19 protein-coding genes are annotated in these 24,093 nt (G+C 54.6%); 11 read left to right on the forward strand and 8 right to left on the reverse strand.

The window, feature by feature from the left end; genetic code table 11:
• Positions 1-527 precede the first annotated feature (527 nt).
• Positions 528-1,889, forward strand: coding sequence for an MFS transporter (locus RSA72_RS00745; protein ID WP_332621077.1), 1,362 nt, complete (start codon positions 528-530; stop codon positions 1,887-1,889).
• Between the two features lie 123 nt (positions 1,890-2,012).
• On the forward strand, positions 2,013-2,297 hold the full coding sequence (locus RSA72_RS00750; protein ID WP_332621078.1) for a hypothetical protein: 285 nt from the start codon (positions 2,013-2,015) through the stop codon (positions 2,295-2,297).
• A gap of 75 nt (positions 2,298-2,372) precedes the next feature.
• Here the strand turns inward: RSA72_RS00750 and RSA72_RS00755 are convergent, their stop codons facing one another.
• A complete protein-coding gene (locus RSA72_RS00755; protein ID WP_332621079.1) occupies positions 2,373-3,065 on the reverse strand; it encodes a TIGR04219 family outer membrane beta-barrel protein in 693 nt (230 codons plus the stop codon).
• A 197-nt stretch (positions 3,066-3,262) separates the two neighbouring features.
• On the opposite strand from RSA72_RS00755, the gene RSA72_RS00760 reads away from it, so the two are divergent.
• The 6 genes from RSA72_RS00760 to RSA72_RS00785 all read left to right on the forward strand — a co-directional run bounded on the left by RSA72_RS00760 (position 3,263) and on the right by RSA72_RS00785 (position 9,305).
• Positions 3,263-3,826: a DUF1287 domain-containing protein gene (locus tag RSA72_RS00760; protein WP_332621080.1), complete on the forward strand. Its 564-nt coding sequence runs from the start codon at positions 3,263-3,265 to the stop codon at positions 3,824-3,826.
• A gap of 329 nt (positions 3,827-4,155) precedes the next feature.
• On the forward strand, positions 4,156-5,643 hold the full coding sequence (locus RSA72_RS00765; RefSeq protein ID WP_332621081.1) for a sodium-dependent transporter: 1,488 nt from the start codon (positions 4,156-4,158) through the stop codon (positions 5,641-5,643).
• Between the two features lies 1 nt (position 5,644).
• Entirely contained in the window at positions 5,645-5,788 is a 144-nt protein-coding gene (locus RSA72_RS00770) for a methionine/alanine import family NSS transporter small subunit (RefSeq protein ID WP_332621083.1), read from the forward strand.
• Positions 5,789-5,956: 168 nt separating this feature from the next.
• Positions 5,957-7,642, forward strand: a complete 1,686-nt coding sequence (gene ilvD, locus RSA72_RS00775; RefSeq protein ID WP_332621085.1) for a dihydroxy-acid dehydratase — start codon at positions 5,957-5,959, stop codon at positions 7,640-7,642.
• Positions 7,643-7,714: 72 nt separating this feature from the next.
• Positions 7,715-9,037 carry a hypothetical protein gene (locus tag RSA72_RS00780; RefSeq protein WP_332621087.1) on the forward strand — a complete coding sequence of 441 codons (1,323 nt, stop codon included), beginning with the start codon at positions 7,715-7,717 and terminating at the stop codon, positions 9,035-9,037.
• The gene (locus tag RSA72_RS00785) at positions 9,018-9,305 is read left to right on the forward strand and encodes a chorismate mutase (protein ID WP_332621088.1); all 288 of its coding nucleotides are present in this window, start codon (positions 9,018-9,020) and stop codon (positions 9,303-9,305) included. Before RSA72_RS00780 ends, RSA72_RS00785 begins: the two co-directional genes overlap by 20 nt.
• A 44-nt stretch (positions 9,306-9,349) precedes the next feature.
• Here the strand turns inward: RSA72_RS00785 and RSA72_RS00790 are convergent, their stop codons facing one another.
• The 7 genes from RSA72_RS00790 to RSA72_RS00820 form a co-directional block, all read right to left on the reverse strand.
• Positions 9,350-10,741, reverse strand: a complete 1,392-nt coding sequence (locus RSA72_RS00790; protein ID WP_332621089.1) for a glutamine synthetase family protein — start codon at positions 10,739-10,741, stop codon at positions 9,350-9,352.
• A gap of 444 nt (positions 10,742-11,185) precedes the next feature.
• Positions 11,186-11,803 carry a hypothetical protein gene (locus RSA72_RS00795; RefSeq protein ID WP_332621091.1) on the reverse strand — a complete coding sequence of 206 codons (618 nt, stop codon included), beginning with the start codon at positions 11,801-11,803 and terminating at the stop codon, positions 11,186-11,188.
• Between the two features lie 83 nt (positions 11,804-11,886).
• Positions 11,887-13,059: a CsgG/HfaB family protein gene (locus RSA72_RS00800; RefSeq protein ID WP_332621093.1), complete on the reverse strand. Its 1,173-nt coding sequence runs from the start codon at positions 13,057-13,059 to the stop codon at positions 11,887-11,889.
• On the reverse strand, positions 13,053-13,430 hold the full coding sequence (locus tag RSA72_RS00805) for a hypothetical protein (RefSeq protein ID WP_332621094.1): 378 nt from the start codon (positions 13,428-13,430) through the stop codon (positions 13,053-13,055). Before RSA72_RS00805 ends, RSA72_RS00800 begins: the two co-directional genes overlap by 7 nt.
• 567 nt (positions 13,431-13,997) lie before the next feature.
• On the reverse strand, positions 13,998-15,302 hold the full coding sequence (locus RSA72_RS00810) for a solute carrier family 23 protein (protein ID WP_332621095.1): 1,305 nt from the start codon (positions 15,300-15,302) through the stop codon (positions 13,998-14,000).
• A 296-nt stretch (positions 15,303-15,598) separates the two neighbouring features.
• Entirely contained in the window at positions 15,599-18,283 is a 2,685-nt protein-coding gene (ppc, locus tag RSA72_RS00815; RefSeq protein WP_332621096.1) for a phosphoenolpyruvate carboxylase, read from the reverse strand.
• Positions 18,284-18,430: 147 nt separating this feature from the next.
• Positions 18,431-19,045, reverse strand: coding sequence for a TetR/AcrR family transcriptional regulator (locus tag RSA72_RS00820; RefSeq protein WP_332621097.1), 615 nt, complete (start codon positions 19,043-19,045; stop codon positions 18,431-18,433).
• A 151-nt stretch (positions 19,046-19,196) separates the two neighbouring features.
• On the opposite strand from RSA72_RS00820, the gene RSA72_RS00825 reads away from it, so the two are divergent.
• The 3 genes from RSA72_RS00825 (at position 19,197) to RSA72_RS00835 (ending at position 23,958) form a co-directional block, all read left to right on the forward strand.
• Positions 19,197-20,309 (forward strand): efflux RND transporter periplasmic adaptor subunit, encoded by a 1,113-nt coding sequence (locus RSA72_RS00825; protein WP_332621098.1) that lies wholly within the window; start codon positions 19,197-19,199, stop codon positions 20,307-20,309.
• Between the two features lies 1 nt (position 20,310).
• A complete protein-coding gene (locus RSA72_RS00830; protein WP_332621100.1) occupies positions 20,311-23,448 on the forward strand; it encodes an efflux RND transporter permease subunit in 3,138 nt (1,045 codons plus the stop codon).
• Positions 23,449-23,580: 132 nt separating this feature from the next.
• Positions 23,581-23,958, forward strand: coding sequence for a hypothetical protein (locus RSA72_RS00835; RefSeq protein WP_332621102.1), 378 nt, complete (start codon positions 23,581-23,583; stop codon positions 23,956-23,958).
• Positions 23,959-24,093 lie beyond the last annotated feature (135 nt).

Below are 24,093 nucleotides of genomic sequence, written 5' to 3' on the forward strand. Positions count from 1 at the left end.
TTTATGCAGAAAAATAAGAAAGCTCAACAGGAATAGCCGGGTGAAAATAGAAAAAAGGCTGGGAAAAGCGCTCAGCCTGCTCTCATGCATCCGCTGATTTAATTGCCTGAGAGGCCTGCTTCAGCAGGTAAGGCCATATATAGGCTTATAAGCCAATGCTGCGGCAGGGCATCCGCCGGCGTCCAGCTTCGACTAAAAGCGCATATCCTCAGGATTGGGAATAAAGTTAAAGTTAAAATCTGACAATTTTTATATCAAATCATCTATTGTCTGATTGCTGAGTTGCATTTTATAAGATATTGATTTTTATTAAAAATAAAAACTGGACCCTTGGTTCATCATTTAATGATTAAGCAAATATTTCCGCTTTCTATAGCTTTTTCTGACATTTTATTACCAAACCTGCGCTGCATATCTAAAAGGTATCATTCCATACCTTTGTAATTTTGGACAATTTAACGGCAAAAACGCATTGTATGTTGAGAGCAAAGCTCAGAATAAGTCTCACAATTGGAGGTGGGTATAAAATGACAGTACAAACAATGAATGTAAATGCTGTGGTGGATCAAGCCAAATTTAAGCCGTTTCATATGAAGCTGGTGTTTTGGTGTCTGTTTATTGTTTTATTTGACGGCTATGATTTGGCAATTAATGGGGTTGTGCTGCCATTGCTGATGAAAGAGTGGGGCATGAGCGCGGTGCAGGCAGGCATGCTGGCAAGTACGGCCTTAGCCGGCATGATGTTCGGCGCAATGAGCTTTGGCATGCTGGCAGATAAAATCGGCCGCAAAAAAGTTATTTTAATTTGCGTTTCATTGTTCAGCCTGTTTACTTTTTTAGGCGGATTTGCATCCAATCCAACAGAATTTGGAATGCTGCGCTTTGTTGCCGGCCTGGGTATCGGCGGTGTATTGCCCAATTTGGTGGCTTTAACTTCAGAATATGCGCCGCAGCGCCTGCGCAGCACCTTGGTAACCACCATGTTCAGCGGCTATGCCATGGGCGGGATTATGGCGGCTTTGTGCGGCTCATGGTTTACAGCGGATTATGGCTGGCAGATTATGTTCTATATCGCGGTTATTCCTTTGCTGTTTGTGCCATTGTTTTGGAAATTCCTGCCGGAGTCTCTAATCTATTTAGTCAAAGTCAATAAGCAGGATCAGGCGCGCTATTTTTTACAGAAGGTTGAGCCAGCATCGCAAGTTTCGGCAGATACGCAATTGGTATTATCTTCAACTGACCAGGCAAGCACTGCTTCAGTAAAGGCTTTGTTCAGTGAAAAACGCACTGCAGGAACATTGCTGTTTTGGCTTGCGTTCTTTATGTGCCTGCTCATGCTGTATGCATTGGGCAGCTGGCTGCCGAAACTGATGATGGCCGCAGGCTATTCCTTAGGCAGCAGCCTGATGTTCCTGCTGGCATTGAATATCGGGGCCGTCATTGGCACAATCAGCGGCGGAGTTTTGGCTGACCGCTTTGATTTTAAGCCGGTTCTAATCAGCATGCTGACAGTAGGCATACTGTCTTTGGTTGGATTAGGCTTCAATTCTCCGCAGCCTGTGATTTATTTGCTGGTAAGCCTGGCGGGCGCATCTTCAATCGGCTGCAGCATTTTACTTTACAGCTATGTCGCGCAGTATTATCCGGTTGCAGTCCGTTCAACAGGCATTGGCTGGGCATCAGCTGTGGGCCGCACAGGGGCGATTGTAGGCCCAATCGTGATTGGCCTGCTTTTGGGCATGGAGCTGCCGCATAAATGGAACTTTATTGCTGTCGCCATTCCAGGCATTATTGGCGCCATTGCCATTTTCTTTATCCAAGTGAAGAAGAAAGAAGCTGAGCCGGCTGCAGAAAGAAAAGCATTAAACAGTGTTCTTACAGCGGATTAAAGCTGCTGGGCGCTGAGAAGCCCAGACGCAGGAATGCCAGCCAGTTAAGCAATTGGCTGGCTTTTTCTTTTTTTAATCCAGAATATTTTCGATACCCGGGAGCGCCATTTGCAGCGCAGTGGCATGCAAAATGGCGTGCGGAAAGCGAAGCGGCTGTACGGTGAGAGTGCGGCGCCGCAAGATGCGTTCCTTGCTGCGCATCTGAAGCGGCCGGCATTCATTCTGCATGAGCTTTTTTTCAGCCGCGGCCTGCGGATGCATGCGGGCATAAAAAAGCCCCGGCATCCTGCCGGGGCTTTTCCGTATCAGTTAAGGGCGGCGCTCCTGCTCTGCCTCGGCATCCTGCCGGCTTTAATTTTATTGTTTTTACTCTCTTGTTCTGAGACGTCCTGTCCCGCTGCGGTTTAAATATAAGGCGCTTTGGCCGGCCTGTACAGCGCCGCTTAGCCGCAAGTTCTGTCAGCGATTCCGCACAGCGCAGAATCAGAAATGCGCTTCTATCCCCAGATAAGGGCCTTTGAACTTCAGGCTGGCTTCCCGGCTGCTGTCCTGTTCCAGCTGGATATCCAGAATGCGGTAACCCAGCTTCGCGCCGGCATCGACTAAAGCCGAATCTATGAAATTGTATTTCAGTTCGGCCTGGGCATCGGTTACGCGTTCATCATCTAAGCCGGCAACGCTGATTTCAGCAGTGGCGCTCAGGCCGCTGAAGGGCAGCTTGACGCCTGCCTGCGCGTACAGCATGGGCAGGCTGGCGCTGACGTCCTGCGCCGCTGCATAGTTATGGCGGATATCGCCTTCCAGGCGCTTCAGGCCCAAGCCGGCATCGGCATTGATGATGTTGTCCAAGAGTTCGTAATACAGGATAAAGTCGGAAGAGTTGAGGTCAAGCTGATTGCGCGGCGTTCCTGAAGCGCTTTCATCGCTGTCCGCTTGCAGGCTGATATGCTTGATTTTGACATTCGGCACAAGAGGCACAGGGTGCTCAAACGCAGCTGAAAATGACAGGCCATGGTCATCTTCCAGCTGAGATTTGGGCTGGGCAGCATTCGGATGGCTCAGATCTGCGCTGTAGCTCCAGAAGTCAACACTGCCTTTCAGCCCGATCAGATCGGCATGGGCAGTATTGACTGCAGCCAGGCCGATCAATGCACACAGTAAATTTAAAGCTTTCATAAGGCTTCCCGTCTGATGATTTATTATTTGAAAATAAGTTCCTGTCTGCGGACAGAGAACGGATATGCTGTTTAGTGCATCATATAGTGAAAGCGCCTGAATTGCATGGATGCTTGCGTAAAAAACCGATGCGGAATAGGCTGCCGGTTTTACCGCTTTGAATTAAAAAATATTGTTTAAGATGAAGGTTATAAGAGATGAGAATAAAAGCCAAACTGTTCACGCTGCTGCTGCTCATAGCGCCGGCCAGCTGGGCGCTGAATCCAGCGCAGCTGGTGAAGGATGCGCGGAGCCAGATAGGAAAAACCTTATATTACGACCCGGCGTACAGCGCGCTGCGCTATCCGATGGGTGATGTGCCGCTGCTGAAAGGCGTCTGCACCGATGTGGTGATCCGGGCGCTGCGCCATCAGGGCATGGATCTGCAGCAGGGCATTCATGAAGACATGCGCGCCAGCTTTAAGCGCTACCCGCAAAAATGGGGCCTGAAAGGGCCGGACAGAAATATTGATCACCGGCGCGTGCCGAATATTCAGGCTTACTTGCAGCGCCAAGGCTATGCCGTGCAGGATCAGCGCTATGCGCCCGGAGATATTGTCACCTGGGATCTGGGACGCGGCCTGGCGCATATCGGCATTGTTTCAGACCGCAAATCCTTCAATCAGACCCCGCTGATTATCCACAATATCGGGCAGGGCGCGCGCGAGGAGAATATCCTGCATCAGTATGCAATTACCGGGCATTACCGGCTGAAGCGCTAAGGCCTGAACGCAGCTGTATTTTTGCACATCTGCGCTGTTTATTTGAACAGTCGAGTGCAAAACAAATTGCGAAACAGCATCTTTCATCCAGAACTTACAGAAAAAATGCGGAAAAGCCAGTATTGTTGAACCATACAAAGGGTACTGCGCCATAAAAGCCTTTAAGCAAGATTTTATGCGCTTTGCCTGTTTGCAAATTAGAACACTGCACCCAAAAGGTGAACTCTAGCTTCAAACACAAAAATTATTTTTTGAATGGCGCTTTTTCTGCCTGCGATATAAGCCATACAACAAGCGGCATAAAAAGACGCCTAAGGTTTAGGTGTTTTATGACAGATACTCGTGAAAACTGGACGTCACGATCTGGTTTTATTATTGCAGCCGTTGGTTCGGCTGTAGGCTTAGGCAATATTTGGCGTTTTCCTTATGTTGCTTATGAAAATGGCGGCGGCGCGTTTCTTATTCCGTATTTACTTGCGCTGATTACGGCTGGCTTACCCTTATTATTTTTAGATTATGCGACAGGGCACCGCAGTACGGGCTCTCCTCCCAAAGCGTACCGCGCTTTGTTTAAAGGCGGTGAAACGCTGGGCTGGTGGCAAGTCTGTGTCTGCATCATTATTGGCCTGTACTATGCCAGCGTTCTCACCTGGGCAGGAAGCTATATTTACTTCTCAATTGGCCAGGCGTGGGGCAGTGACCCGGAAAGTTTCTTCTTCAATACTTATTTACAGACTTCGAAAGCATCCGGTTTCGACTTTCAGTTTGTCAGCCATTTATTTTGGCCAATCGTCGGGATTTGGGCACTGACCTTAATTATTCTGTTTGGCGGGGTTAAAAAAGGCGTTGAATTATCCAACAAGATTTTCATGCCTCTATTATTCGTCCTGTTCACGGTTTTGGTGATTCAATCATTGCGTTTACCCGGTGCGGCCGAAGGCTTAAATGCATTCTTTACCCCAAACTGGTCTGCGATGATGGACTATAAAGTGTGGCTAGCCGCTTATGGCCACACTTTCTTCTCGCTTTCTGTCGGTTTCGGGATCATGGTGACGTATTCCTCTTACTTAAAGCCGAAAACCAACCTGACAGGTTCTGGCTTGATCGTTGGTTTTGCCAATGCTTCAACGGAAATTTTAGCGGGTATTGGGATTTTCGCAGCATTAGGCTTTATGGCGCATGCCGCAGGCAAAGAAGTGCAAGACGTTGTCAGCGGCGGTATTGGCCTGGCATTTATCGCCTTTCCAAAAATCATTTCAAGCTTGGGTGCTGGCGCAGATTTATTCGGCCTGCTGTTCTTCTCTTCGCTGTTTGTCGCCGGCATTTCTTCCATGGTGAGCATCCTGGAAGTGCCGATTGCTGCGATGCAGGATAAGCTGAAATGGAGCCGCAAGAAAGCTGTAACCATTATTGGCGGCGGCAGCGCGCTGGTTTCAGTGATTCTGTTCTCAAGCGTGAATGCGATTAAACTGGTTGATATTGTGGATCACTTTATCAATAACATCGGGATTATCGGCGGCGCATTGCTGTCGATTATCAGTGTGGCCTGGTTTAAGCGTTCTGCATTAATTGAACTTCGTGATCATGTGAACCGCATCTCGACCATTCAATTAGGCAAAGGCTGGGATTTCACTTTAACTGTAATCACTTCCCTGATCTTATTGACGACTTTAAGCATGACAGTATTTAACTTGGTGAAAAACGGTTACGATACTTACAGCATGAGCCTGCAAGGCATCTTTGGATGGGGCAGCGTGATTTTCTGTGCTGTCGTTGCAGTCGTACTCAGCAAAATGAAAGACCGCGAGGAGCGTTAAGATGAATACTTCCGCAATTGTGATGATGATTATTTCCATGCTGTTTCTGTGGGGCGGGCTGGCGCTGTCCATTCTGCACCTGATGAAAAACCCGGAAGACCTGGATGACGTGCTGGAAGACGTGAAGGATCAGCATACGCTGTAATGCTGTCCGATATAGAAAAGCAGGCGCCCAAGCCTGCTTTTTTGTTCCATTTTTGCAAAAAAGCGCAGCGCGCTTATTCCTTTTACACCGCGCCTGCTTTCTATACAATAAATCCAGAATAAATTGCCCAAGGCTGCCGTTCAAGCCAGCCATTGCCAAGGAAGAATCATGAGCAAAGACAATCTCCGCGAACATTCAGTACCGGTCTATGAAGGCATTGAAAATGCGCCGGCGCGCTCCATGATGCGCGCCACAGGCTTTCAGGATGATGATTTTACCCGCCCGTTTATCGGCATTGCATCGACCTGGGCTAATGTCACGCCGTGCAATATGCATATAGGCGGCTTGGCGCGCGAAGCCGAAGGCGGCGTCAATGCGGCCGGCGGCAAAGGCATTATTTTCAATACCATCACCATTTCAGACGGCATTTCCAACGGCACTGAAGGCATGAAATATTCCCTGCTGAGCCGGGAAATCATCGCCGATTCCATTGAGGCGGTGGTTGGCTGCCAGGCCTATGACGGCGTCATCGCGATTGGCGGCTGCGACAAGAATATGCCGGGCTGCATTATGGGCCTGGCGCGCCTGAACCGCCCGGGCCTTTTCATCTACGGCGGCACCATTCAGCCGGGCGAGGGCCATACCGACATGATTTCGGTGTTTGAAGCAGTCGGCCAGCACGCCAAAGGCGAAATCAATGCCATTCAGGTCAAGCATATTGAAGAAGTGGCGCTGCCGGGGCCGGGCTCCTGCGGCGGCATGTATACCGCAAACTCGATGGCTTCCGCCATTGAAGCCCTGGGCATGAGCCTGCCGGGCTCATCCGCGCAGGAAGCGGTGTCTGAAGATAAAATAGCCGACTGCCGGCGCGCCGGCGAAGCGGTGATGAACCTGCTGCGCCTGGACATTAAGCCGCGCGATATCATGACCAAAGCCGCCTTTGAAAACTCAATTAAAGTCTTGATTGCGCTGGGCGGCTCCACCAATGGCGTGCTGCACCTGATTGCCATGGCGCATACTGCAGGCGTTGCGCTGAGCCTGGATGACTTTGAGCGCGTCGGCAAGGACATTCCTGTGCTGGCGGATGTGCGCCCGTCGGGCAAATACCTGATGTCGGAACTGATCGCCATCGGCGGCATTCAGCCTTTAATGAAGCGCATGCTGAACGCCGGCATGCTGGACGGCTCCTGTCTGACCGTGACCGGCAAGACTCTGGCGGAAAATCTGGCGGATGTGCAGGATTATCCCGCCGGCCAGCAGATTATTCTGCCCTTTGATGCGCCGATTAAAAAAGACTCGCACCTGGTGGTGCTGAAAGGCAACCTGTCGCCGACCGGCGCGGTGGCGAAAATTACCGGCAAAGAAGGCCTGTATTTTGCAGGGCCGGCGCGGGTGTTTGAAGGCGAGCAGGGCGCGATGCGCGGCATTCTGGACGGCGAAGTGCAGGAAGGCGAAGTGGTGGTGATCCGCGGGGTCGGGCCGAAAGGCGGGCCGGGCATGCCGGAAATGCTCAAGCCGACCTCGGCGATTATCGGCAAGGGCTTAGGCCAATCGGTGGCCCTGCTGACCGATGGGCGCTTTTCCGGCGGCAGCCATGGCTTTGTGATTGGCCATGTCACGCCGGAAGCTTATGAAGGCGGGCCAATCGGCCTGGTGCAAAACGGCGATAAAATTTCCATTAATGCCGAAACCCGCGAAATGACCTGGCATATTTCTGAGGATGAAATCGCCGCGCGCAAGGCCGCCTGGGTCAAGCCCCAGCCGAATTACCGCCATGGCGCTTTGGCGAAGTTCGCAAAATTGACCTCAGGGGCTGAGAAAGGAGCGGTTACGGATCTGAATTTAGATGTATAATTGATCATTCCCCAACAAATTGCTATAAACCCTTGCAGTACTGCAAGGATTTATTTTTTCGAGGCTGATCTCATGTCACTGTTGCGCCGCTGGTTTGATCCGATCCGGTCGAGCTGGTTTTACCGGAAGCCGGCTCGTCAAGCGGTGCTGCCCACGGACAAGGGCCTGAGCATCCACCTGCGCCTAGACGATGTTTACAGCTATCTGGCCGCGCAGCAGCTGCCGCAGCTGGAAGATATCCTCAGCGCGGAGCTGAAGCCGCTGCGGGTGGTGATTTCCAGCCAGAGCGCCGAACCGCCCAATCATATGTCCGCCGCCGAATGGCAGCAGTACTGCCTGAATGACGCCAAAATTCTGGCCCGGCAGCACCGCTTCAGCTTTCATGACGCGCCGGAGCAGCCGTCGCAGCAGGCGCTGCAGCAGGCTGAAACCATTCTGCGCAATACGCCGCTGCGCGGGCAGGACTTTCTGTACCTGCTGGAAGACGTGTTCCATATGCTGTGGCAAAAGCAGTATGGAAAATTGCGCACCCTGCATGCGATGGCCAGCCGCCACCATCAGCCGCAGCATTTCCCGGAGCGGATTTTCAATGACGCGCCGCTGCTGGCCAGCTATTTTGAATTCGGCGAACGCAAATACCATGCCGTAGATGACCTGCTGCGCCTGACCCGGCGCCTCAAGCAGCAGAAGCTGCTGACCGGCAATCCGATTTTCCTGATCAATCATATTGAATGGCGCGAGCACCTGATCAGCGATGCGGAAGAGCTGAATGAAATTCAGGCCTTAGATCCGGAGCTGGATTTATATATTGCCCTGGAAGACCCGGTTTCCTGGCTGCTGCTGGCCTATATTAAGGAAGAGCTGGCCGATTTTTACAACATTCAGCTGAAAGTCTATCCGCTCAGCTACCATGGCCGCGACCTGTTTGACTGGAGCCTGGCCGCCCGCCTGTCCAAGCGCACCGATGTGGCCTTTACCCCGTTTTGCCGCCCGACCGAAGCCGCCACGCTGAAGATGGCTGAACTGTACTACAGTGCGCCGGAAGAGCAGCGCATTGAGGCCATGTATCAGATTCTGCAGGCAGTTTGGACCAGAGGCAGGGACTTGTCCTGCAAGGCGCATTTTCAGCAGCTGCAGCATGAGCTGGCGCTTGGCGCGCTGACCTCAGAAGATTTTCAGGCGCAGCTGAAAGAAAATGACATGCACTGTGAAATGAAGTCGCAGCCGGACTTTCCGGTGCTGGAGCTGCGCATTGACGGCCAAAGCTATGTATTCAACAGCCTATACCGCGTTTGGATGATTGAAAGTATTTTCAGTAATGTGTTAGAAGAGAGGTACAAGACTGAAAATACTGCTGAAAGTGAATCCAGAGCCAATGAAGAAAGAAAAGATTGAATCCCTGCCGCAGGCCCGCGCGCAGATTGACGCCATTGACGGCGCCCTGATAGAGCTGATCGCTGCGCGCCAGTTTTATGTCGATCAGGCCGCGCGCTTTAAGCGCACGGCGCAGGATGTGCAGGCGCCGGAGCGGGTTGAAGAAGTGATTAAAAAAGTGCGGGCTGCTGCTGTTGAACACAGCACAGATCCGGATTTAGTCGAAAGCATCTACCGGGAAATGATTCAGCACTTTATCCGCCGCGAGCTGAAAGAAATCCGCCCCTGAATGGGCGCGCTGCGTTCTGAGCAACGCGCCAAGGCACTGCCGGCTTACAGCCCCCATTTCAGCTCTGAATCGGTGATTTTATTTAAAACCGACTGATGCTCCTGCTTTTTGCAGGCGGCCCACAGCTGCACAAAGTCCTGGCCTAAATACTGCTTGAGCACTGGATGCTGCTGAAACAGGCGCAGCGCTTCGGGCTGGCTGTCCGGCAGCAGAACGCGCGGATCATCCGGCTTCAGCGCATGCACGGCCTTCGGCAGCTTCAGCAGATGGGTCAGGCCATGCAGCACGCCGGCCAGAATCACGCTGATGCACAGGTAGGGATTGGCGTCCGCGCCGGCAACGCGGTATTCCAGGCGGTGGTTTTCCGGGTCTGAGCAGGGCAGCCGGATGGCGGCGTTGCGGTTGTTGATGCCCCAGCTGGCTTCCAGCGGCACATGCTGGCCAAACTGAAAGCGCCGGAATGAGTTGATGTTCGGGGCCAGCACCGCCATGGACGCGGGCAGCAGGTCAATCAGGCCGGCAATCACGCGGTACATTAAAGAATTGGGAAAGTCGTTGTTCTGAATGCCGAAAAGATTGAGCTGGCGGTGGTCCAGCAGGCTCATATGGAAGTGCAGGCCGCTGCCTGCGGCCGCCATGCTGGGCTTGGCCATAAAGCAGGCGCTTAAGCCGTGCATGGCGGCAATCTGCTTCACGATTCTTTTCATTGCCAGAATGTCATCGCAGAGCTGGAGCAGGCTGCAGCTGTGCTGGATGTTGATTTCAAACTGATTGGCCGAGCTTTCCGCGACAATTGCCGTCAGGGCGATCTGCTGCTTTTTCGCTTCGCTTTCTATGCGCTCTAAAACGGCCTGATACTGATCCGGCCGGTCGACATCAAAGCACTGCATGGCGTGCGCGTCCTGCCCATGATTGGCCTGCTGCGGGTAAAGGTAAAACTCAATCTCACCGGCCATCATCGGGAAATAGCCCATCTGATTCAAGCTGAGCTGCAGCCGCTTCAGGATATTCCGCGGCTCATGAATGCAGTCCGAGCCGTCTTCCGCCTTCATGGTGAGGTACAGCTGCGCATGCTTTTCCGGCTGGCTGGCGCAGGGGCGCAGCGAGCCGGCAACCGGCAGGCAAAGGCGGTCAGGCTCGCCGATGTATTTGCCGAGGCCGCTTTCCTCAACCACTTTGCCTTCAAGGTTCATGGCGTATACGGACAGCGGGAAATAGCAGCCTTTGGCCAGCTTTTTCAGGGCGTTCAGCTCTATGCGCTTGCCGCGGATATGCCCGTTCAGGTCATGCAGGCAGATATCAATATGCTCAGTCTGCGGGTATTTCCCCAGATACTGCGCAATTTCCTGTTCAAAGGCATCGGCATCCGCGTGCTCTAAAGCCAGGCCTTGGGGCAGCTGGCGCGTCATGGATGAATTTTGAATCGGCATATTCATGTTGTTATCTTCAGTGATCAGATAAAAAAAGTATAGGAAGGCCGGCGCGGGGAGTAACGTAAAATGAGCGTAAATTTATTCTCCGGCAATTTATGCAGCCAACTGAATTAAGCTCGAGCCGCCGGCGGAGGCGCGCCGCAGGCCGATGAGGCATTCCTCCCGCCGCGCAGGTTCTGGCCTTGGCGGAGGCGGACAGCAAGCGGAATCCGCGGCTGCGGCGCGGAGCAAAAATTCCGTAAAATTTCCTGCGCCGGCCAGGCTTTTTATCTCCAAGCCACGAATGCGGGCCTGAAAAGGCAGCCGTCCAGCCGGCTGCTGAGCGCTGCGCTTTTTCAGCAGTTCCGCCAATAAAAGCCATTGCATTCAGCTGCCGGTTTATTTAAAAATAAGCAAGGCCCGGCTATCCGCTAATAGCCAGGCCCTGGATCATATTGAAGGGCGGATTTACTTTACAGTAACCGTAATGCTGCCGGTGTTCACTGCACCGATTGCAGAAGTTTTGATGCCGTCAATATGGTTCTTGAATGCCTCTGTATTGACAGAGGCATCAATCACGCCGGAATTAAAGGCGAGATTGGCTGCGCTGTAATTGCTCATTGTTTCAGAGAAGCGGTCGTAATAGCTGGTGTTCACATTTGCGCTGATGTGGCCTTCGATCCCTGATGAGTAGTCAGGAGAGCGGTGTGACTCCGCTTCCTCCCATGCGTTGCCGCCGGCATGCAGGCCTGCAGTCAATGAGCCGGTATTGACAGCGCTGAGGCTGCCCTGCTGCAGATTGATGCTGCCGGTATTGACTGCGCCGATTGCGGAAGTTTCCACCGCGATTTTGTCTCCGACATTATTCAGTGAATTAAAGCGGCCGGATGTGTTGACGGTTGCATCAATATTGTTGGTATTGATCGCCAGGTTAAGGGCTGAGCCATTTTTGACATGCTGAGATAAAATGCCTAAGGTCGCATTTAAACCAGTATCTACATTGACATGTGTGCCCTGTGAATTTGCCATGGCTGCACTGGACAGGAAGGCAGCAGATAAGGCGATGGCTTGGATAGTCTTATTCATAGTTGTTTTCCTTTCTAGTTTTGAAGCGCTCCTCGCTAAGCGCTTCTTTCTTATTCTGGGAGCGAGCCCATTTTTTACAGCTTTTAATCACGCTGCGTTGCTGACCAGTAGTTTTCGCTCACCGCTGGATTGGCATCCCACAGCATCTCAGCTTTCTCATCCTGTTTGCTGTCTTCATGCGCTTTGCCTGAAGCGCCGCGCCGCTGCATGCTGATGTATTTAATCAGTTCCTGCTTGCTCCTTTCAGCATCGCCTTCAGGGTTTTGAATCAGGTCAGATTCCTTATGCTTAGGCGGCAGGGTATCTTTGCTTGGCGAGTTTGCAGATTTATTTTTTTCACTGGATGAATGCGCTTTATCTGCAGGCGCTTCCAGCAGCGGCGTCCCCGGGCCCGCAGCCTGCTGCCGGCTCTCCTGATACTTGTACAGGGCAACGGAACTCCGCGTCAGGCTTAAGCGCCCGAATTCCGGCGGGATCGCAGCGCGGCAGCTTTCGAATGTCGAGGGCGGAATAACCTGGCTGAGCAGTTCAAACGTGGCCAGATTCAGCATTTGGCGCAAGGCGAAGTTGGTCGCTTCGCGCTCTCCCTTTCCGATCTGAATATTCAGCAGCGTATGGCCGGCAAACCTGCCGGCATTGATGCCGTAGTCCTGCGCGGCGATCTGCTTCTGCAGGGAAACATTGGCGACGACTTTGCTGCTGCGGGTGTCGGTCAGGGATAAATCCAGGCCGACCATAATCCGGGTCTGGCTGTAATTGGGGCCGACGCCGCCGACCTGCATATCAAAGCCGCCGCCGGGAATAAAGTCCAGGCTGTTGATGCTGCCCGTGACATAATAGTCCGAAGCCTGAATCTGCCTTGGGTCGCGGATTCCCCATCTGGCTTCGCTTTCGATGATGCGCGGATCGCGCCGGTTCAGCAGGCTGACGCCGGCCTGAAACAGCGCGGACTGCACCATGTCTCCGGCGCCCTGCGTCACCATTTTGCCGCTGCCGCCGTTCGTCACCACGTCTTTGCCGGTCTGGTCCAGAATCGCGCCGACAGAGAAGCTGACATCATTGCGCAGCTGCCCTTTCAGGCAGGATAAGGCCATGTCAAAAGGCGTAAAAATATCCGTGATCGGCGGCCCCTGCACCAGGCTGGCGGGCTCCTTGTTGGAAAGCGCCATGCCGGTGCATCCGGACAGAAGCTGGCTGAAAACAATCGCGGCGCTTGCAGCGGTTTTCCTGCGCTTGAACTGGCGGGAATTTAACATGGCGTATTCCCCGCTTGCGTGCTTAAGTTAAGGCATTGCTGATTATTCTGCGCGGTATTGGAATTTACCGAGCCGTCATTCGCCGTATCATTGGAAATGTCTACGCCGTTGTTTGAGCCGCTGATATTGACGTTGCTGGTGGATGAATTGACTGTGCCGATCGAGCTTGTTGTTGTGCTGTTGATTGTGGTTTTGCCGAATCCATCATAATAGTCTGAGTCCTTGAGCTCAATCAGGTTGGCCTGGACTAGATTGTCATTGGCGCGGCTGCTTGAGGCTTTCCAGCGCTGGCTCCATTCATCAGAGGTTGCATAAGCATTGCTCAGGAAACATAAACAAAATAAACCGACATTGATCATTGATATTTTCATAATCTTTACCGTCCTTTGATCTAAAATGTTTTCATGTGCATTTATTTGTTATTTCAGTAGTGTTTTATGTCGTTAATGAGTATTAGATCACACAAAAAAAATAAAGTGCAAATCTCATCAATATTCACGTATTTTTTTAAACTTATGCTGCGGTTTCTCTATTAAAAAGACCTGCTTAGTTTTTTTTGCCAATTGTAAGAAATCATTAATCCTTTGGCGCAGGCCAAAATTCAGGCCGCGGCAGGGGCTGATTTGCAGGGCTTTGCGGGCTTTTCAAGCCGCCGCCGGCGGCTTATTCAGCTGGATCACGCCAGGCTGAAGCAGGCGGCGCCTGAGATCCGCTGCCCAGCCGGCTGGAGTTTGGCGGTTTAAGCCAGTTAAGCATTTGACTTAATTTGTATTATTTTTAGAATGAAAGTTATTTAAATTCCTGAAAATCATCAGCCCAAAATTTTGATGCAGCCAGGCTTCCCGGAAAAAATAGGCTCCGGCGGAAAGCCGCGCATAAAAAACTGCAGCGCAAAAAAAGCAGCCTTGCGGCTGCTGAATAAAAAGCGTGAAGCAGGCTTATGCGGATTTATCGCCTAAGCTGAAGAACCAGTTCAGAATCAGCGCCGCGAAAGTCGCCGTGCCAATGCCGCCCAAGTTGAAATTGCCGAACTGCAGCGCAAAGTCGCCCGTGCCTAAAATAATGGTCACCGCCGCCACCATCAGGTTTTTATTCTTAGAGAAATCGACTTTGTTTTCAATCCAGATTTTCGCGCCGGCAATGGTGATCAGGCCGAAGACCACGATCGATGCGCCGGTTAAAATCGCGCTTGGAATGGTATGGATGACCGCGCCGAATTTAGGCGACAGGCCCAGAAACACCGCAAATACGCCAGCTACCACAAAGATGATGGTGGAGTACACGCGGGTTACCGCCATCACGCCAATATTTTCGCCGTAGGTGGTCATGCCCGGAGCGCCGACTGCGCCTGACAGCGTGGTCGCTACGCCGTCCGCCACAAAGGCTTTGCCGATGTGCGGGTCGAGGTTTTCGCCGGTCATGGCGCTGACGGCTTTAATATGGCCCAGATTTTCCGCCACCAGAATCAATGCGATCGGCGCAATAATCAGCATGGCGTTGAAATTGAATTCCGGCGCATGGAACTGCGGCACGCCGAACCAGGCTGCCTGCTGCATCGGCGCAAAGTTGATTGGCGCGCCGTAGCCCATGACATTTGACACAAGGAAATAAATAAAATAAGCCAGCAGCAGGCCAAGCAGCAGCAGCAGGCGCTGCATCAGGCCTTTGGTGAAGACCGCAATAGAGCCCATGCACAGCACCGTCACCAGCGACATCCACATATTGAAGCTGCTGCCCATTACGCCTTTTACCGTAACCGGCGCAAGGTTCAGGCCAATGATCATCACCACGGCGCCAGTCACCACCGGCGGCATCAGCTTTTCAATCCAGCGCGTGCCGGTGGCCATCACAATCAGGCCGAAGATGGCGTACAGCACGCCGCAGGCCATGATGCCGCCGGCAGCTAAAGCGATATTGGCATTCGGCGCGCCGGTGCCGGAAGCGGCGTAGCCGGTGGCGGCGATCACCACGCCGATAAAGGCGAAGCTCGAGCCTAAGTAGCTCGGCACGCGCCCGCCGGTCATAAAGAAGAACAGAATGGTGCACAGGCCCGACATTAAAATCGCCAGATTCGGGTCAAAACCCATCAGGAAGGGCGCAAGCACCGTGGCGCCGAACATGGCGAAGGCGTGCTGTATGCCCAGCACCGCGCTTTGCGCGGGCGGCAGGTACTCATTGGTGCCTACAGGGCGCGCTTCAATGCTGCCTGCATAAGGGCGCCATTGGGGAAACCAATTGGACATAAAATGAGCACTCAAAAAATAAATTGTGCACATCATACGCTTCTTTTTTGCAAGATTTAATCACTGCAATAAAAAAAATGTTAAAACTAATTCCATGACTTTGCATTATTTTTTACCGCACGGTAAAGAATAATAGCAGTAAAAACAGCATTAAATCAGCCGTTAACCGCGCCTGATCCGGGCAGCGCCATTCATAAATATTTTTGATTCCAGCTATAAAAAAAACTTCATTCCAGAATAAGCGGTCAATAAAAAGGCGCATCATGAAGATGCGCCCGGTGTTCTGGCCCAGGCCGTCAGCCGGTATTGCGCAGGCCGGCGGCGATGCCGGCGATGCTGACCATCAGCGCATGATCGACTGGGGTGTTTTCCGCCTGGCGTTCCGCCAGATAGGCGCGGCGGCGCTTCATCAGCTCAGCCTGCAGCAGGTGCAGCGGCAGCAGGTAAGGCTTGCGCACTTTCATCGACTGATCCAGCACGTCATTGCTGCTGAGCAGCTGCGATTCGCCTTTCAGCGCCAGCAGGGTCTGCACCGCATCGCGCAGGCGCTGGCGCAGCTGCTCGCCCAGCAGCTTCAGGTCTTCATCATCGGTCAGATGCGACTCGTAATATAGGGCGACATGGCTGTCGGCTTTGGACAGCACCATTTCCAGCATGTCAATTAAGGTCTGGAAATACGGCCAGTGCTGCAGCATGTCTTCCAGCGCGCCTTTCTGGCCCTGATCTATCATCTGATTGATGGCCGCCCCTGTGCCGAGCCATGCCGGCAGCATCAGGCGGATCTGCGTCCAGGCGAATACCCAGGGAATGGCGCGCAGCGATTCAATGCCGCCGCTGACTTTGCGCTTGGCCGGGCGCGAGCCCAAAGGCAGCATCTGCAGTTCCAGCTCCGGAGTTACGGTGCGCAGGTATTTGACGAAATGCGGATTTTCCCGCACGGTCTGGCGGTAGACCTGCACCGACAGGTCGGTCATTTTATGCATCAGCGCGCGCCATTCCGCTTTCGGCTCCGGCGGCGGCAGCAGCGTGGCTTCCAGCGTGGCTGCGGTATAAATTTCCAGATTCTGCAGCGCAATGCCTTCCAGGCCGAATTTGAAGCGGATCATTTCGCCCTGCTCGGTCACGCGGATGGCGCCGGAAATCGAGCCCGGCGGCTGCGAGAACAGCGCCTGCTGGGTCGGCGCGCCGCCGCGGCTGATGGAGCCGCCGCGGCCGTGGAACAGGGTCAGCTGCACGCCGTGCTTCTTCGCCACATCGGTCAGCTCTTCCTGCGCGCGGTACTGCGCCCAGTTGGCGGACATGAAGCCGGCGTCTTTGGCCGAGTCGGAATAGCCGATCATCACTTCATGCCTGCCCTGAATATGCTGCTTGTACCAGTGCATGCCGAACAGGGTATTCATGGTGGCGGCGGCGCCGTCCAGATCCTTCAGGGTTTCAAACAAAGGCACGACGCGCAGCGCATGCTGAATGCCGGCTTCTTTCTGCAGCAGCAGCACCGCCAGCACATCGCTCGGGTATTCCGCCATGGAAATAATATAGGCGCCCAGGCTTTCCGGCGGCTGCTCCGCCAAAGTGCGCATGGTGGCGAAGACTTCCTGCACATCCGGATGCTCAATCAGGCTCTGCTTCGGCTCATTGATGAATTTCGGCAGCAGCGGGCGCTTGCTTTGCAGCTCCTGCAGCAGGAAGTTCTGGCGCGCCTGCTCGGTCCAGGTTTCAAAATTGCCGAGGCCCAGATATTCGGTAATGGCGGAAATGGCCTGGCGGTGGCGCCCGGATTCCTGGCGGATATCCAGCTTCAGCAGCTCAATGCCGAAGCAGTTGACGCGGTGGATGAAGTCCAGCAGCTTGCCGTTGGCGACTTCCGGCAAGCCGCAGTCGATCAGCGAGCGGTAGCACAGCAGCAGCGGCTGCAGCAGTTCATCCTTGCTCTTGATGGCCTGGCTGTCATCGGCGTCTGCGCCGCGCAGCTTTTCCGCCAGCCAGTGCCGGGTGGCTTTCAGGCGCTGGCGGGTTTCGCGCAGGTATTCGCGGTAGGGTTCCGGGTGATCCTGGCCCAAAGCTTCGCGCAATTCCGGACTGCACTGTTCAATTGAAAGTTCCCAGCGCAGGGCTTCAATATCGCGCACATACAGGTCAGCAGCTTTCCAGCGCGACAGCCACAGCACTTCCTGCGTGATGCTGTGGGTGACATTCGGGTTGCCGTCGCGGTCGCCGCCCATCCAGGAGGCGAAGCGCACCGGCGCAATGGTCAAAGGCAGGCGCTGGCCGCAGTGCTCATGCACCATGCCGTCCAGTTCGCGCATGAATTTCGGCACGGCGTTCCACAGCGTCTGCTCAATGGTGGTGAAGCCCCATTTGGCTTCATCGACCGGGGTCGGGCGGTGCTGGCGGATTTCATCGGTCTGCCATGCCGAGCAGATCAGTTGCTTTAAGTCTTCCAGCACGGCCTGGCGCTCGCGCGGGGTGAGTTTCTGCTGGTCGAATTTAAACAGGCAGTCATTGATGCCGTCATATTTCTGAATCAGCGTGCGCCGGCTGACTTCGGTCGGATGCGCAGTCAGCACCAGCTCAATTTTCAGTTCGCAAATCTGCTGATACAGCGCGTCCGGTGAAATCTCATGCGCTTTGAATTTCTGGAATAAATGATCCAGCGGATTAGGCGATGGCGCATTTTCATCAAATTCGCTTTGGCGGCGGCTGCGCACGGCATGGTACTGCTCCGCAATATTGGCGAAATTCAGAAAGTGGGTAAAGGCGCGGGTCAGCGGCAGGATTTCATCATCCTCCAGGCTTAAAAACAGCTGCTCCAGCTGCTTTTCCGCTTCGGCCTGGCCGTCGCGTGCGCCTTTGGCTAAAGCGCGAATCTGTTCAACCTGATTAAACAAATCTTGTCCGGCATGCTGCTTGAGGGTTTCGCCGAGTAAATTGCCCAGCAAGCGCACATCATCGCGTAATGGAGCGTCAATTTGTTGAATCATTTTTAGCATTCTCCGGTTGTTCTTGGTTTGACTATACTCTGATTCAGTGACAATCCAAGCGGGGCACAGACAAAAGTTGGATTCAGCTGGCCTGAAAAGCAGCAGGGCGGATGCAGTTCAGGCTTGACGCTGGGCCTTTTCAGGCGTTCAGGGCAGGGCGTAGCGGAGCAGGAACAGTTCAATGCTGTCCTGAATGATGCCGGCGCGCTCCGCCTGATCCGGAACGGGGCGGATGCCCATCAGCACTTCGTGGTGGCGCAGCCCCAGCAGCAGCGAAAAAATCAGCAGGGTCTGCCTGTGCGGCGCATCCGCGCGGATGAAGCGCAGCGCCGCCGCCTGCGCAAAAAAGCTTTCCCACAGCGCGCTGAGCTTTTCATGCGAGGCATTGTAAAACTGCTGCGCCAGCGGATTGCGCTGCGAGGCCAGCTCCAGCAGCAGGTATTCCACTTTCAGCGCTTCCGGCAAATTGACAATATGCAAAGACAGTTCGCAGGCCTGCCGCAGCGCCTGCCGGAAATCGCTGCCTGCCGACAAGTGCATGGGGCGGGCATTCAGCAGCTGGTCGCAGGTTTCGGCAATCGCGCTGGTAAACAGGGTTTCCTTGTCCTGAAAATGGTTGTATACCGTCAGCTTGCTGACATCGGCCTTCTGCGCAATGCGGTTCATGCTGCAGCCGTGATAGCCGCATTCTAAAAACAGGCACTTGGCGGCTTCCAGAATGCGCTTGCGCTTTTCCAGGTCTTTCGGGCGTCCGGCATTCATGTGCAAAAAATTCCAAAAAAAATCCAATCAGGGCATTGATTTCAGTTCGCGTTTTTAATTAATGTACCGTGTGGTTTATTAATTAAAAAAACAGCCAGCTTAATAAGCCCTATTTTGCCCTAAAAAACCGATTTAAATAAGAGCGAGCTTCATGAGCACAATAAAAACCGCCGTTGCCGGCATGATCACCGCCTGCAGTGCGGCCTTATGGGGATGCAGCGGCGATAAAGCGCCGGCCGAACAGGAAGTTCCCGTGGTGATGGTGGCGCAGCCCGGCGCAGCCCAGCCGGAACAGCACAGCTATGCCGGCGATGTGCAGGCGCAGGAGCAGACGGCGCTGGCTTTCCGCGTTGCAGGGCAGGTGGCTGAACGCTATGCCGATGTCGGCGATCAGGTCAGGGCGGGGCAGGTGCTGGCGCGGCTGGATGCTAAAGATGCGCAGCTGCAGCTGAACGCAGCCCGCGCGCAGCTGGAAAGCGCGCAGTCGGCGGCCAGAATTGCCGAAGATGAATTGAAGCGCTTTCAGCAGCTGCTGCCGGTCAATGCGGTGAGCCGCTCGCAGTACGATGCCGTGGACAACCAGTACAAGGCGGCCCTGTCCAGCCTGAAGCAGGCGCAGTCCAACTATCAGGCCAGCAGCAACCAGACGCAGTACAATCAGCTGACGGCCGGTAAAAGCGGCGTGATTACCGCGCGCAATATTGAAGCCGGGCAAGTTATCGCTGCCGGGCAGGCAGCCTATCAGCTGGCGGTCGGCGGCGGGCGTGAAGTGGTGATCGGCGTGCCGGAGCAGGCGGTTGCCGGAATCAAAGCGGGCCAGCCTGCGCAGGTTATGCTGTGGTCTAAGCCGGAAGAAAAACTCGATGCGGCGGTCCGTGAAATCTCGCCGGCTGCCGATCAGTCGCGCACTTACAGCGTGAAAGTGGCGCTGCGCGGCGCCGCCGCCGATGGCATTCAGCTGGGGCAAAGCGCGCGGGTGTTTTTCAGCGCGGCGCCGCGCGCCCGGCTGAGCGTGCCGCTGTCCAGCATTTCAGCCGACGCCAATGACCGGCAGCCCTATGTCTTTGCCGTCAATGCTGACCATACCTTGCGCAAAGTGCCTGTGGTTCTGGGCGCATACGGCCGCGACAGCGCGCCGGTGCTCAGCGGCCTGAATCCGGCCGATTATGTGGTGGTCGGCGGCGTACACCTGCTGCGCGCCAAGCAGAAAGTCAATCCGGTTGACCGCGACAACCGCGCCGTGAAAATTCAGGCAGGGGGCTAAAATGAATTTCAACCTGTCTGAATGGGCGCTGAAAAATAAAGGCCTGATCCTGTACTTCATGATTCTGCTCGGCATTGCCGGCATGCTGTCCTATTCCAAGCTGTCGCAAAGCGAAGATCCGCCGTTCACCTTTAAGGCGATGGTGATTCAAACCTACTGGCCGGGCGCAACCGCCAAGGAAGTTTCGCTGCAGGTCACTGACCGCATTGAAAAAGAGCTGATGAGCACCGGCAATTATGAGCGCATCATGGCCTATTCGCGCCCGGGCGAGTCGATGGTGACCTTTGTGGCCAAAGATTCGCTGCGCTCCAAAGACATCCCGGATGTCTGGTACAGCGTGCGCAAGAAGGTCAATGACATCCGCCATGAGCTGCCCGGCGGCGTGCAGGGGCCATTTTTCAACGATGAATTCGGCGATACTTTCGGCAACATCTATGTGCTGAGCGGCAATGACTTTGACTACGCTGCCTTAAAGGAATACGCAGACCGTCTGCAGCTTCAGCTGCAGCGGGTGAAGGATGTGGGCAAAGTCAACCTCATTGGCCTGCAGGATCAGCGCATCTGGATTGAAATTTCCAACACCAAAGCCGCCCAGCTGGGCATTCCGCTGAGCGCCATTCAGCAGGCGCTGCAGCAGCAGAACAGCGTGGCCAGCGCCGGCTTTTTTGAAACTGCGTCTGACCGCATCCAGGTGCGGGTCAGCGGCGGCCTGCACAGCGTGGATGAGCTGAAGCAAATGCCGCTGCTGGCCGGGGGCAAAACCTTGCAGCTGGGCGATGTGGCTGAAGTTTACCGCGGCTTCAGTGAACCGGCGCAGCCGCGCATGCGCTTTATGGGTGAAAACGGCATCGGCATTGCGGTTTCCATGCGCAAAGGCGGCGATATTCTGGCGCTGGGCAAAAATCTGGAAACGGAATTTGCCCGCCTGCAGAAAAGCCTGCCTCTGGGCCTGCAGCTGCAGAAGGTTTCAGACCAGCCGGCGGCCGTCAAGCGCAGCGTCAATGAGTTCATGAAGGTGCTGGCGGAAGCGGTGATCATTGTGCTGCTGGTGAGCTTTTTCTCGCTGGGCTTCCGCACCGGCCTGGTGGTGGCGCTGTCCATTCCATTAGTGCTGGCGATGACTTTTGCCGGCATGAACCTGTTTGATGTCGGCCTGCATAAGATTTCACTCGGCGCGCTGATTCTGGCGCTGGGGCTGCTGGTGGATGACGCGATCATCGCGGTTGAAATGATGGCGGTTAAAATGGAGCAGGGCTATTCGCGGCTGCAGGCCGCCGGCCATGCCTGGCGCACCACGGCTTTTCCGATGCTGACCGGCACCCTGATTACCGCCGCCGGCTTTCTGCCGATCGCCACCGCGGCCTCCAGCACCGGTGAATACACCCGCTCAATTTTTCAGGTGGTGACCATCGCGCTGATTATGTCGTGGTTTGCCGCGGTGCTGTTTGTGCCCTATCTGGGCGATAAGCTGCTGCCGGACTTCAATGCTGGCCTGATCCGGAAAGCGCCATGGCATCAGCGCCTGTGGGCGCGCCTGCGCAGGCAGCCGGAACCGCCGCCGCCTGCGCATCCTGCCGGCGGGCATCACGACCCCTATCAGACCCGGTTTTACCAAGGCTTCCGGCGCTGGGTGGATGCCTGCGTGACCTACCGCAAAACCGTGATCGCCGCCACGGCGGGGATTTTTGTGCTGTCGGCGCTGCTGTTTAAAGCTGTGCCGCAGCAGTTTTTTCCGCCCTCCAACCGCGCTGAAATTCTGGTGGATATCAAGCTGGAAGAAGGCGCCTCGCTGCAGGCCACAGAGGCGGCGGTGAAAAAAGTCGAGCGCTTCCTGCAGCGGCAGCCGGGCATTGACAATTTTACCGCCTATGTCGGCACCGGCTCGCCGCGCTTTTACCTGCCTTTAGACCAGCAATTGCCGCAGGCCAGTTTTGCCCAGTTTGTGGTGCTGGCTTCTTCACTGGATGAGCGCGATGAAATCCGCCGTTCGCTGAGCGGAAAAATCCGCCAGCTGCTGCCGCAGGCGCGCACCCGCGTTTCGCTGCTGGAAAACGGCCCGCCGGTCGGCTATCCGCTGCAGTTCCGCGTTTCCGGTGAAGATTTGGCTGCCGTGCGCGAATGGGCGCAGAAAGCGGCTGCTGCAGTCGCTGCAAACCCGAACACCACCAATGTGCATCTGGACTGGGGCGAGCCGAGCAAAGTGATCCGGCTGCAGATTGATCAGGACCGCGCGCGCCACATGGGCGTCTCCAGCCTGGATTTGGCCAGCTTCCTCAACAGCTCTCTCAGCGGGGCAGCGCTGGACCAGTACCGAGAAAAGCGCGAACTGATTGAAATCCGCATGCGCGGCGCTCAGGCGGAACGGCTGGATGCGGCTGCGCTCAGCAGCCTGGCTGTGCCTGCTGCCGGCGGCGGCTCCGTGCCTTTGGCGCAAATCGCCAGCATTGAATACAGCTTTGAGGAAGGCCTGATTTGGCACCGCAACCGCCTGCCGACCATTACCGTGCGCGCCGATATCCGCAGCCAGCTGCAGCCGGCGACCGTGGTGAAGGAGCTGGCTGAACCGCTGGCGCAGCTGCGCGGGCAAATGCCGAATGGCTATTTGCTGGAAACCGGCGGCACGGTGGAAGAATCCGCGCGCGGGCAGGCTTCGGTGAATGCCGGCATGCCGGTATTTCTTGCTGTGGTGATGACGCTGCTGATGCTGCAGCTCAGAAGCATGTCCCGCGCCTTTATTGTTTTCCTGACGGCGCCGCTGGGGCTGATTGGCGTGGTGCTGTTCCTGCTGCTGTTCAACAAGCCCTTCGGCTTTGTGGCCATGCTTGGCACCATTGCGCTGTCCGGCATGATCATGCGCAATTCGCTGATTCTGATTGATCAGATTGAGCAGGATATTCAGGCCGGGAATGATCCGTGGTCGTCAATTATAGACGCCACCGTGCGCCGCTGCCGCCCGATTGTGCTGACTGCGCTGGCTGCCGTGCTGGCGATGATTCCGCTGTCCGGCAGCATTTTTTTCGGGCCGATGGCGGTTGCGATCATGGGCGGCCTGATTGTGGCGACCCTGCTGACCCTGTTTTTCCTGCCTGCGCTGTATGCGCAGTGGTTTAAGGTGAAAAAAAGTCAGCAGAATATATAAAAGTGTCATAAAATCGGGTGCAGCATAGGGTTTTTTTCAATATAGTAGCGCCTGATCTTTACTGACAATTTTAATAAGCAAACCGCTGCGCGCATTCAGGCGTTTTCAGCAGCGCATGGGGTTAAATGAGACATGACGACAGACAGCCTTATCAAGTATCGCCGCTATGTTGCGATTTCTTATGTCTTCATGTTTTTCGCGCTGTTTACCGTGGTCAGCGGCTTCTTGGCCTACTGGCTGGCGCGCAAAGTCGCCCAGCTTGACTCTGCTGAAGTCTGGATGCAGGCGCAGGCGTTCTGGGTGATGCGCGCTGTGGTGATTTACACGATTCTGGCCTGCTTCGCCGCGCTGTGGTTCATCCCGCTGTTTTTCTATTACTGGGACACCTATTTATGGGTCACCGGCTGCACTGTGGCCGGCGTGGTATTCTCTGGCACCGCCTTCCTGTACCTGCTGAATGCCTGGATTAAAGGCATCACTAAGTTTTTCAAAAACAAAGCGGTTTTCTAGGCCGGCTGAATTTTTTCAGCATTTGCCCTTGTAAAAGCCGCTTTGGCCCCAATTTCACACCACAGTTAAGTATTCAACAGCATTCCGTGAGGAGCATCGCCAGACATGGCTAAACGTGATTATTATGAGGTTTTG

It is taken from the genome of Acinetobacter sp. (assembly GCF_036659555.1).
Classification (GTDB): Bacteria; Pseudomonadota; Gammaproteobacteria; order Pseudomonadales; family Moraxellaceae; genus Acinetobacter.

Excerpts from the sequence above, each read along its gene's own strand:
- RSA72_RS00805 (WP_332621094.1), bottom strand. The coding sequence starts at position 13,430 with ATGAAAATATCAATGATCAATGTCGGTTTATTTTGTTTATGTTTCCTG.
- RSA72_RS00780 (WP_332621087.1), top strand. The coding sequence starts at position 7,715 with ATGTCACTGTTGCGCCGCTGGTTTGATCCGATCCGGTCGAGCTGGTTT.
- RSA72_RS00760 (WP_332621080.1), top strand. The coding sequence starts at position 3,263 with ATGAGAATAAAAGCCAAACTGTTCACGCTGCTGCTGCTCATAGCGCCG.
- RSA72_RS00750 (WP_332621078.1), top strand. The coding sequence starts at position 2,013 with ATGCAAAATGGCGTGCGGAAAGCGAAGCGGCTGTACGGTGAGAGTGCG.
- RSA72_RS00825 (WP_332621098.1), top strand. The coding sequence starts at position 19,197 with ATGAGCACAATAAAAACCGCCGTTGCCGGCATGATCACCGCCTGCAGT.
- RSA72_RS00745 (WP_332621077.1), top strand. The coding sequence starts at position 528 with ATGACAGTACAAACAATGAATGTAAATGCTGTGGTGGATCAAGCCAAA.
- RSA72_RS00785 (WP_332621088.1), top strand. The coding sequence starts at position 9,018 with ATGAAGAAAGAAAAGATTGAATCCCTGCCGCAGGCCCGCGCGCAGATT.
- RSA72_RS00795 (WP_332621091.1), bottom strand. The coding sequence starts at position 11,803 with ATGAATAAGACTATCCAAGCCATCGCCTTATCTGCTGCCTTCCTGTCC.
- ilvD (WP_332621085.1), top strand. The coding sequence starts at position 5,957 with ATGAGCAAAGACAATCTCCGCGAACATTCAGTACCGGTCTATGAAGGC.
- RSA72_RS00810 (WP_332621095.1), bottom strand. The coding sequence starts at position 15,302 with ATGTCCAATTGGTTTCCCCAATGGCGCCCTTATGCAGGCAGCATTGAA.
- RSA72_RS00830 (WP_332621100.1), top strand. The coding sequence starts at position 20,311 with ATGAATTTCAACCTGTCTGAATGGGCGCTGAAAAATAAAGGCCTGATC.
- RSA72_RS00765 (WP_332621081.1), top strand. The coding sequence starts at position 4,156 with ATGACAGATACTCGTGAAAACTGGACGTCACGATCTGGTTTTATTATT.
- RSA72_RS00770 (WP_332621083.1), top strand. The coding sequence starts at position 5,645 with ATGAATACTTCCGCAATTGTGATGATGATTATTTCCATGCTGTTTCTG.
- RSA72_RS00755 (WP_332621079.1), bottom strand. The coding sequence starts at position 3,065 with ATGAAAGCTTTAAATTTACTGTGTGCATTGATCGGCCTGGCTGCAGTC.
- RSA72_RS00835 (WP_332621102.1), top strand. The coding sequence starts at position 23,581 with ATGACGACAGACAGCCTTATCAAGTATCGCCGCTATGTTGCGATTTCT.
- RSA72_RS00800 (WP_332621093.1), bottom strand. The coding sequence starts at position 13,059 with ATGTTAAATTCCCGCCAGTTCAAGCGCAGGAAAACCGCTGCAAGCGCC.
- ppc (WP_332621096.1), bottom strand. The coding sequence starts at position 18,283 with ATGATTCAACAAATTGACGCTCCATTACGCGATGATGTGCGCTTGCTG.
- RSA72_RS00790 (WP_332621089.1), bottom strand. The coding sequence starts at position 10,741 with ATGAATATGCCGATTCAAAATTCATCCATGACGCGCCAGCTGCCCCAA.
- RSA72_RS00820 (WP_332621097.1), bottom strand. The coding sequence starts at position 19,045 with ATGAATGCCGGACGCCCGAAAGACCTGGAAAAGCGCAAGCGCATTCTG.